Source organism: Nocardioides sp. (assembly GCF_050699375.1).
Taxonomy (GTDB): domain Bacteria; phylum Actinomycetota; class Actinomycetes; order Propionibacteriales; family Nocardioidaceae; genus Nocardioides.
The window spans coordinates 17,667-27,105 of the sequence record NZ_JBOHDN010000011.1 but is presented as its reverse complement, the minus strand read 5'-3'; the positions used below and the strand labels follow the sequence as shown (position 1 = coordinate 27,105).

Sequence of the window (9,439 nt, the reverse complement as noted above, 5' to 3'; positions counted from 1 at the left end):
GCATTCGATTGCCAACTCGGCCTGCATTTGTGACCTCTCGGCCTGCATTGCTGACTTCTCGGCCTGCATTTGTGACCTCTCGGCCTGCATTGCTGACTTCTCGGCCGGCGCTTGTGACCTCTCGGCCAGCGCTTGTGACCTCTCGGCCAGCGCTTGTGACTTCTCGGCCGGCGCTTGTGACCTCTCGGCCGGGGCTTGTGACCTCTCGGCCGGGGTCAGAGGGTCAGAGGGTCAGAGGGTCAGAGGAGCGGGGTCAGAAGAGGATCTTGGCCGGGGTCTCGGACGGGGCGGCCTTGGTGACGAACGCCTTCCGCTTCGCGGCGAACCCGTAGCGGTCCTCGAAGATGTCGCGGGCCATCTCGGCCAGCTCGATGCTCTGGTAGTAGGACATCGGCATCGCGCAGGCGCGACGTGACTCGCGGGCGGCCAGGGCGGGGACGTACGCCTCGGGCTCGGTGTAGCCCTGCGCCAGGCTCCGCAGCCAAGCCTCGAGCTCGGCCGCGTCGCGCGGGCCGACCTCGGAGATCATGCCGATGCGGTGGGCCTCGGCCGCCGAGATCGGCAGCTTCGCGCCGAGCAGCTCGTCGGCCTTCTCCTCGCCGACCCGGCTTGGCAGGCCCCAGGTGTGCAGCTCGGAGCCGAAGATGCCCATGTCGTAGTAGGGGTTCAGCACGACGCCGGAGCGCGCGACGGTGACGTCCGCGCACAGACCGGCCATGACGCCGCCGGCGCCCGCATTCGCGGTGAAGGCGGCGATGGTCAGCTGCTCCGCCTCGGCGATCGCCAGGCAGAGCTCGTCGATGGCCCGGATGTTGTCCCAGGCCTCGGCGGCCGGGTCCGGGGCGGCTTCGATCACGCCGAGGTGGATGCCGTTGGAGAAGGCGTGCTCGGTACCGCGTACGACCAGGACCATGGTGTCCTCGACGAGGGCCTTCCGGACCGCATCGGTGAGCCGGCGGCACTGCTGGGTGTGCATCGCGCCGCTGTAGGAGCGGATGGTGAGGTAGCCGACGTCGCCGTCACGCTCATAGGTCGTCTCGGCCAGCGCCTCGGGCATCGGCCGGTACGGCGCGTGGTCGGTCTCGAGCACCCAGGCGGCCGGGAGTTTGGGCCCGCGCTTCTTGTCACCGAGCGTGGCAGCGTACCCAACCCAGAGTGTGCCTTCGCCGGTGGCGATGGCGACCGAGTCGGTGTCACAGCCGACCACCGTGCCGGGGGCGCCGTGGTTCTCGGAGGTGGTGGCGGCGTCGAAGAGGCAGTACGCCTTGCCGTCGATGTTCGCCGGAGCACCCGGGGCACCGTCGGCCGCCGCGATCCGGCGAGCGATCTCGATGGCCGGCGCGGCCCAGTCGATCTCGAAGGCCTGGCGGCGCAGCAGCGGCAGCTCACCTGTGCCCTCGACCGACACGGGCCACTCCTCGACAGCCAGCGGCGCCTCGCCGGCCTCGACCATCCGGAGGACCTCCTCGACGCAGACCATCGCGGCATCGGCGACGGGGCCGTTGTAGAGCGAGCTCTTCGCGATCGGGACCTCGGGCATCGGGAACGTCTCGGTCGCCCAGACCGGGCCGGCGTCCATCGCCTCGACCGCCGACAGCGCGGTGACGCCCCAGCGGTCGCGACCATCGAGCGTAGCGTGGTCGAGCGAGGACGGACCGCGGTCACCCAGCGGACCCGGGTGGATCACGACAGTCGGATAGCGCCCCCAGACCGGCTCCGGGACCCGGTGCTTGAGGAACGGGCACAGGATCAGGTCGGGAGCGATGGCGTCGACGGCTGCGACGAGCGAGGAGTCGTCGTGGACCGGGGCCAGCACGACGCCGACGTCGTGACCGCCCTCCTTCAGGTCGCACCAGACCCTCTGGGTCAGACCGTTGAACGCGGAGACGAGCAGCAGAATGCGCATGTGGGGGAAATGTCCTTGTCGTAGGTAGCGCGAACAGACCTCTATCCCCCGAGGGGTGTCAATGTACCGACCCCACTCAAGCGACGCATCCTCGGGTTCCTTGCGAGCGCCTGTAAAGATGGACCAGTCAGGAGGGGGACCATGACGACAGTCGACCCGATCAGCGGGAGACAAGGCACGATGCTGACCGACGGGGCCATGCCCGACCCGGCGGGCGACCGCAACCTGATCACCGGCCTGGTGGATCTCGTCGAGGCCGGCGGCGAGGACCTGGCACGCGAGCTGACCAGGTTCCGGATGCGCTACAAGTTCGCCATCGACGAGGTCTCGACCAAGATCGCGATCCTGCGCGAGGAGTTCGAGCACAACCACGACCACAGCCCGATCGAGCACGTACGCACCCGGCTCAAGTCGCCCGACAGCCTGCTCGCCAAGGCCCGCAAGATCGGCTGCCCGCTCACCCTCGACGCGCTCGAGAAGCAGATCCGCGACATCGCCGGGATCCGGGTGGTGTGCCCGTTCGTCTCCGACGTCTACTGGATCATGGAGATGCTGGGCAGCCAGTCCGACGTCGACGTCGTCGAGGTCGAGGACTACATCGCCGAGCCCAAGGCCAACGGCTACCGCAGCCTCCACCTCATCATCACGGTGCCGGTCTACCTCTCCGACCGCGTCGTCGAGGTGCCCGTCGAGCTGCAGATCCGCACCATCGCGATGGACTTCTGGGCCAGCGTCGAGCACTCGATCTACTACAAGTACGACGGCACCGTCCCCACGACCCTGCGCGACGAGCTCGGCGCCGCGGCCCGCACCGCCGCCGACCTCGACGCCACCATGGCCCGGCTGCGCACCGAGGTCCACGGTCCGGTTCGTCAGCACCCATAGAACGCTCGTACGTCCCGGGGCGGTTGCCCCGGGACGTACGAGATCAGAGTCTCAGCGACCCCTGACGAACCGCTCGTACTGGTTACGCGCCTCGGTCGGGCTGATCGCCCGGTCGAGGAACATCAGGCTGTCCATCCGACAGTCGCAGGGGTTGCGCTCGACGTTGTCCTGCGGGAACGAGCCACCGACCTTGATGCCTCGCGGCAGCGTGTCGGAGGTGCCGGTCCCGTCGACCTGCCACGGATCGCCGGCGTTGGTGTAGAACCCCTCGACCGGCTTGCCGTTGCGGAACAGCGCCATCTTCCCGGTGGTGTAGTCGAACGTCGCCGCCAGGTGCACCCACTCGCCGCGCGGCAGCAGGCTCTGCCAGTCCGCCGAGGCCGCGAAGGTCTGCGAGGCACCCTCGTCGAGCCGGCGTCCGAGCGCGACCAGTCGCAGGGTGCCGTTGACGTCGATGAGCTCGAGCAGGGCGCGTACGCCATGGCCGTCCGAGTTGCCGGACAGCACCCCGGAGAGCCCGATGGCGTTGAACCGGTCCGCCGGGTCGGCGGTCACCGAGTTGAGCGCCGGACCGTCCATGTCGACCTTGAACCAGCCGGCCAGGGTGATCTGCTCGGCCCCGGCGAACGGCGCCAAGGACGCGACCCCGTTCTGGTTCCACGTCCCCGCCTTCCAGTCGTCGTTGCCGTTGACCGCCGGATCGACCTGCTGGGTCTGCAGGGCGTTGTTGCTGGTCCGGTAGGCAGAGTCCCGCACCTGCATCGCGTTGCCACCGTTGACCTGGTTCAGCAGCGTCCGCGAGAAGCCCTGGTCCTCCTCCCGCGCCCCGGGGGCGAAGGGGTGCTCGAAGTCGTAGTAGCTGACCAGGTCGTCCCGTAGCGACGGCTCGACCTCGCTCGGCCAGGGCCGGTTCACGGTGTCGACGACCTTCCACACCTTCCCGTTGGCCTTGGCCAGCAGGTAGAGGTTGCGGTCGGAGTCGGTGCCGAAACGCAGGTCGACGCGCGGGTCGTCGACGAAGTCCTGCATCGAGAGACGCTTGCCGGAGGTGTCGAAGAGCTGCATCTGGTGCAGGGTCGCCTCGCGGCTGCTCCCGCGCTTCATCTTGCCGGCCTCGGCCCAGAGGACCTCGCCGTTGACCAGGTCACCGAAGACGTACTTGCCCTTCAGAGCGTCGAGCTCGCCGCGGTAGACGACACCCCCGCTGATCGCGTGACCGCTGTCGGAGGAGCAGGGGTAGTTGGCCGGCGGGTCGTGGTCGAAGGAGGCCACCGGGAGCGTGTAGCCCGACATGTCGTAGTCGTCGGGCACCGTGTAGAGGCTGCACTCGTCGGCGTTGTCGTAGAGCAGCCGCCCCTCGATCTCGCTCCAGCCGAGGTTGTCCCCGGCGCGTACGTCGTAGACCCCCTCGATCGCGTGCTGACCGATGTGGCCGAGCAGGAGCGTTCCCTTCGTCGCGTCCCAGGAGAAACGGTGCGGGTCGCGCATGCCGTACGCGTAGATCTCCCCGATCGCGCCCTCGCGGTCGACGAACGGGTTGCTGTCCGGGACCCCGTACGCCCCGTTGCGTCCGTCGCGGGCGAGCGGGTCGATCCGCAGGATCTTGCCGAACGGGTTGGCGAGGTTCTGCGGGTCGTCGCTGCGGACACCGTTGCCGCCGTCGCCGGAGGCGATGTAGAGCAGCCCGTAGTCCTCGTCGCCCGGCTCGGCGGTCGGGTTGAAGTCGATCTGCTGGATGGCGTGGATCTGGCCGGCGAAGTCGATCCGCATCACCTCACGGCTGGTGCCCTCGAACGTGTTCGCGGTGGGGTCGGCGGTGTGCCACTCGGTGACCACGCTGACGGTGCGCCCGGAGCCGGGGTTCGTCTGGGACGGGAACGTCGGCGTCTTGTCGAAGCCACCGAACCGCTCGGTGTGGGCGGTGTAGAAGAGGCCGTTCTCCTCGAACTCGGGGTGGAAGGTGATGAACCCGGCGCCGCTACCGAGCCCGGCACCGGACCAGAAGTCGGGGAAGTGGTCCTTGACGTCGAGGTACTCGTGCTGCTGCCCGCCGTCGAGCAGGTGCATCGGCCCGTTGAGGTCGGGGACGTACATCCGACCCGAGCCGTCGGGAACCTCGCCGATGAAGTTGATGCGGTTGTGACGTACGAGGCGCTGGTCGGTCGGCGCCGGGAAGGGCTCGGACTCGGGAAGCTGTGCGACCTCCTCGAGCACGAGGCCGAGGCTGCTGCGTACCGGCTCCTGGGGGATGGGATCGGGGACGGGTTCGCTGCCGGGGACGGCACCGTTGGCAGAGAGTGTGGGGGTGAGCGTGGGGGTGAGCAGCGCGGCGAGCATGGCGCCCGCGACGAGCCCCGCCCGCACGGGTCTGCCCCATAGACGTGAGGTTTCCATGGGCGGTTCTCTCCTTACCGAGGTTCTTGCAATCAGCGGTGGCGTACGCCCGCGACGGTGACGTCACGGACACGGCCGAAGTTGTCGAAGGAACCGAAGCCGAACCGGCCTCCGGCGAAGGTGGTGTCGGTGGCGGTCATCCGAGGCTCCTCGGCCCCGTCGAGATAGACAGCGATCGCGCCCGTGCGGGCGTCGTAGTCGAGACGTACGTCGTGCCAGTCCGCATCGGTGATCGACGGCTCGGCGCCGACCGTGCCGTCCCACTGGTCGTCGATACGCAGCCGGTCGGCGTCGTTGACGACGAAGATCCCGTTGTGGGGGTAGATGGTGTTGTCGGTCGAGAGGTGGGCGTAGTAGAAGCGCGTCGGGGACTGGTAGTTCCAGACCAGGATCACGTCTCGGTTGGTGACCTCGACGGCCTCGTCGATGCGTACCTCGGCGCGGTAGGTCAGCGAGCCGAGCTCGGGGCCCTTGGTCACCACGGCGTACTCGAACGGGCGCCGCGGGCCGGGCTGCGCCGTCCCCGGCTCGGTCAGGATCACCTGACCTTTCTCGAAGGCCCATATCTCCTCGGTCAGCGGGTCCCAGTCGGCCAGGCTCGCCCGGGGCTTGACCACGGCCAGACCACGTCCCTCGGACGGCTCACCGGGTTGTGTCGGCACCTGGGCCTGGGCTCCGGTCGAATGGGTGACCAGCGGACCGGCCAGGACCACTGTCAGGGCGATCACGCCGACGCGTACGCCTCGCCCCGAAACTCGACTCTGCTTCCATCTCATCGTGCTTCCTTCCCCTACTCGGGACCATCGGTGGTCCCTGCTGAGGCCGTTGCGGCTCCCCCGAGATAGAGCTCCGCCATCCGCGGGTCGGCGAGCAGGTCGGCGGCCGGGCCGGAGATGTGCACCTTCCCGAGATCGAGTACGCAGCCCAGGTCTGCCGACTCCAGGGCCCGGCGCGCGTTCTGCTCGACGAGCAGGATCGCCAGACCGGCATCACGCATGCGTACGACCTGCTCGAACACGGTCGCGGTCGTCTTCGGGTCCAGGCCCATGCTGGGCTCGTCGAGCAGCACCACCTTCGGGCTCACCATCAGCGAGCGGGCGAACTCGACCTGCTTCTGCTGACCGCCCGAGAGCGCGCCGGCGAGGGTGTGCCACCGCTCGGCGACGACCGGGAAGAGCGACTTCACGAAGTCGGTCCGCTCCTGGATCGCGGCCACGTCGCGCACCGTGTAGGCGCCCAGCCCGACGTTCTCGGCCACGGTCATCTCCTTGAAGACCGAGTGGCCCTGGAGCACGTGGGCCAGGCCGGAGCGGAGCATCTGCTGGGGTCCGTTGCGGGTGACGTCGGCGCCGTCGACGGTGATCGTGCCCGAGCGTGGGGTCAGCATCCCACTGGCCACCTTGAGCACGGTGGACTTGCCGGCCCCGTTGGGACCGACCAGACAGACGATCTGACCTGCGGGAACGGTGACGGTGAGGCCTCGCAGCACCAGCGCCGCGCGGCCGTACCCGGCCTCGATGTCACGCAGCTCGAGGAGAGGTCCAGACGATTCAGACACCAAGGTAGGCCTCCAGGACTCGTGGGTCGTTCTGCACTTCCGCCGGCGCACCGGAGGCGATCGGACGGCCGCGGTCGAAGACCACGACATGGTCGGAGAGGCTCATCACCAGCTCCATGTTGTGCTCGACGATGATGAAGGTGCGGCCCTCGGCGTTGAGCTCGCGCACCAGCGTGGCGATGCGACCGATGAGGGCCGGGTTCACCCCGCCCGCGGGCTCGTCGAGCATGATCGTGTCGGGCTCGGCCATCAGCACACCGGCCAGCTCGAGCAGCTTCTGCTGCCCGTAGGAGATGTCGCGCGCCTCGCTGCGCTCGAGGTGCTCGATGCCGACCCGGGCCAGCAGCTCGCGCGCCCTGGCGACGTCGTCCGGGTTGTGCGCACCACGCAGCCGGTGCACCACACCGGTCGTACGCACCCCGGCGAGCAGGTTGTCCAGCACCGTCATCCGCGGGAAGACCCGGCACAGCTGGAAGCTGCGTCCGAGACCCGCTCGCGCGATCCGGTGCGGCGCCTGCCGGGTCATGTCGCGTCCGTGGATGCTCACCGATCCCGAGTCGGGGCGGATCATCCCGGTCACGCAGTTGAAGAACGTGGTCTTGCCGGACCCGTTCGGGCCGATCAGGGCGTTGATCTTCCCCTGGTGGAAGCTGACCGTGGCATCGTCCACGGCGCGTACGCCACCGAAGGCCTTGGTCAGCCCCTTGGTCTCCAGGCTGAACCTGGTCACATCGGCCTTGGGCACCGTGGTCATCCCTTCACCTCCTCGAGCGCCTTGCGCTCCTCGGCCAGCTGGGCCGCGTCGACCTCACGGATCGAGGTACCGCCGGGCTTGAACCTGTCGACGAGCGCGGTCAGCCACGGGATGACCCCGTCGGGCATGAAGAGCACGACCAGCGCGAGCAGCACCCCGAGCGCGACCAGGTGCAGCTGGGTGTCGCCGTACTGCGCCTTGAAGAACTCGACGGCGTATCCCACGATCACCGCGCCGACGACCGGCCCGAGCAGGCTGCGTACGCCACCGAGCAGCGACATCAGCACCAGATAGGAGCCGGTCAGGATCGAGAACTGGAAGATCGGGTCGAGCGAACCGAACCAGAGGGCGTACATCCCTCCCGCCAGCGCCGTCATGAACGCCGAGACGATGAAGACGACCAGCTTGTACGCGAACGTCGGCACGCCCAGCGCCTGAGCCTTGTCCTCGTCCTCGCGGATCGCCTTGAGCCCGGCGCCGAGCCGGGACCGGTCGATGACCCACCACAGGACGAGAGCGACCAGGGTCAGGGCCACGAACATGTAGAAGAAGCGCTCGTGCTGCTCGGGCCGGAGCACGTCGGTGCCGAACGGCCGCGGGACCCGGAGCCCGTTGGACCCGCCGGTCACCGACGCCCAGCTCTGCGCGACCAGCAGCAGGATGAGTACCAGCGCGATCGAGACGATCACGAACGAGGCGCCGCGCACCCGTAGCGACGCGATCCCGATCGGCACGGCGGCCACGCCCACGAGCACGGCCCCGGCGAACATGGACAGCCACGGGTTCACGCCTGCCTCGGTGACCAGCAGCGCGGTCGCATATCCGCCCAGCCCGGAGTAGGCGGCGTGGCCCAGCGAGATGTAGCCGGTCAGCCCGCCGACGAAGTTCCACGCCACCGCGAGCGCGGCGTAGCTGGCGATCACCACGCCCACCGACAGCACGAACGCGTCCGGGGCGAGCGCGGGGAAGGCGAGCACGAGGCCGAGCAGGACAGCGGCCGCGACGACCTTCGCGACGAGGACGGAGCGGCCCGGCGTACGTCGCTGTGTGGATCTAGAAGCGCTGGGCAAGACGACCTCCGAAGAATCCCTGGGGGCGGACCATGAGGGTGGCGAAGAGGGCGAGGTAGAAGATGGTCTGCGCCCAGGTGGTGCCCATCGGGATCTGGAGCAGGCTCTGCGTCACCCCGAGGAGCATCGCCGCGATCGCGGCGCCCGGGATGCTGCCGAGACCGCCGATCACGATGATCGCCATCAGCGGACCGATCCAGTGCCAGTGCAGCGATGGATAGATGGTGGCGTCGAGCGCCAGCGCCGTGCCGCCCACGGCCGCGGTGGCCAGGCCGAGCCCGAAGCCGAACCCGGCGATCCGGTCGGTGTCGATGCCGAGCAGCTGGGCGGCCTCGCGGTGCTGGATCGTGGCTCGCAGCGCCTGACCGAAGCGGGTCTTCTTGAGCAGCAGGAACAGTGCCAGCAGCGAGACCGCCGCCAGCCCGAACGCGATCAGCTTCACCACCGCGATCCGGGCACCCCACAGCTCCAGGCTCGCGCCCGAGTAGTCGAGCTGGATCCGCCGTTGGGTGCCGGAGAAGACGTAACCGAGTCCACCCTCGATGGCCAGCGCGATCGCGAAGGTCAGCAGCACCGACATCATCGTCAGGGTCGCCGGGCGCAGCCGGGAGAGCAGGGCACGCTGCATCCCGTAGCCGGCCGCGAAGAAGAGCGGCACGGTGATGAAGAGCGAGAACAGTGGGTCCAGCCCGGTGCGGGTGGTGAAGAACCAGGCCAGGTACGCAGCCAGGATCAGGAACGCGGAGTGCGCGATCATCACGACCCGCATGACGCCGAAGTAGAGCGTCAGACCGGCGGCGAGCAGCGCATAGAGGCCACCGAGCAGCAGCCCCAGGATCACGCTCTGGAGGAGAAGAGCTGCAGACATCGGC

General features: G+C 68.7%; 8 protein-coding genes. 1 reads left to right on the top strand and 7 read right to left on the bottom strand.

Annotation, left to right across the window (positions count from 1 at the left end):
• Window positions 1-253 precede the first annotated feature (253 nt).
• Window positions 254-1,906 (bottom strand): enoyl-CoA hydratase-related protein, encoded by a 1,653-nt coding sequence (locus tag ACRDPS_RS00550; RefSeq protein ID WP_431499665.1) that lies wholly within the window; start codon window positions 1,904-1,906, stop codon window positions 254-256.
• A 141-nt stretch (window positions 1,907-2,047) separates the two neighbouring features.
• Between ACRDPS_RS00550 and ACRDPS_RS00545 the strand changes: the two genes are divergently transcribed.
• Window positions 2,048-2,791: a GTP pyrophosphokinase gene (locus tag ACRDPS_RS00545; RefSeq protein WP_431499664.1), complete on the top strand. Its 744-nt coding sequence runs from the start codon at window positions 2,048-2,050 to the stop codon at window positions 2,789-2,791.
• A gap of 51 nt (window positions 2,792-2,842) precedes the next feature.
• Here the strand turns inward: ACRDPS_RS00545 and ACRDPS_RS00540 are convergent, their stop codons facing one another.
• Genes ACRDPS_RS00540 through ACRDPS_RS00515 form a run of 6 tightly spaced genes read right to left on the bottom strand, consistent with a single transcriptional unit; the run spans window position 2,843 to window position 9,435 of the window.
• Window positions 2,843-5,185: a PQQ-dependent sugar dehydrogenase gene (locus ACRDPS_RS00540; protein ID WP_431499663.1), complete on the bottom strand. Its 2,343-nt coding sequence runs from the start codon at window positions 5,183-5,185 to the stop codon at window positions 2,843-2,845.
• A 32-nt stretch (window positions 5,186-5,217) separates the two neighbouring features.
• A complete protein-coding gene (locus tag ACRDPS_RS00535) occupies window positions 5,218-5,961 on the bottom strand; it encodes a hypothetical protein (protein ID WP_431499662.1) in 744 nt (247 codons plus the stop codon).
• A 14-nt stretch (window positions 5,962-5,975) separates the two neighbouring features.
• Entirely contained in the window at window positions 5,976-6,743 is a 768-nt protein-coding gene (locus ACRDPS_RS00530) for an ABC transporter ATP-binding protein (RefSeq protein ID WP_431499661.1), read from the bottom strand.
• Entirely contained in the window at window positions 6,736-7,497 is a 762-nt protein-coding gene (locus ACRDPS_RS00525; RefSeq protein ID WP_431499660.1) for an ABC transporter ATP-binding protein, read from the bottom strand. The genes ACRDPS_RS00530 and ACRDPS_RS00525 overlap by 8 nt, the downstream gene beginning before the upstream one ends.
• Complete coding sequence (locus tag ACRDPS_RS00520) at window positions 7,494-8,567, bottom strand: branched-chain amino acid ABC transporter permease (protein ID WP_431499659.1); 1,074 nt, start codon at window positions 8,565-8,567, stop codon at window positions 7,494-7,496. Before ACRDPS_RS00520 ends, ACRDPS_RS00525 begins: the two co-directional genes overlap by 4 nt.
• Window positions 8,551-9,435 (bottom strand): branched-chain amino acid ABC transporter permease, encoded by an 885-nt coding sequence (locus ACRDPS_RS00515; protein ID WP_431499658.1) that lies wholly within the window; start codon window positions 9,433-9,435, stop codon window positions 8,551-8,553. Before ACRDPS_RS00515 ends, ACRDPS_RS00520 begins: the two co-directional genes overlap by 17 nt.
• Between the last annotated feature and the right edge of the window lie 4 nt (window positions 9,436-9,439).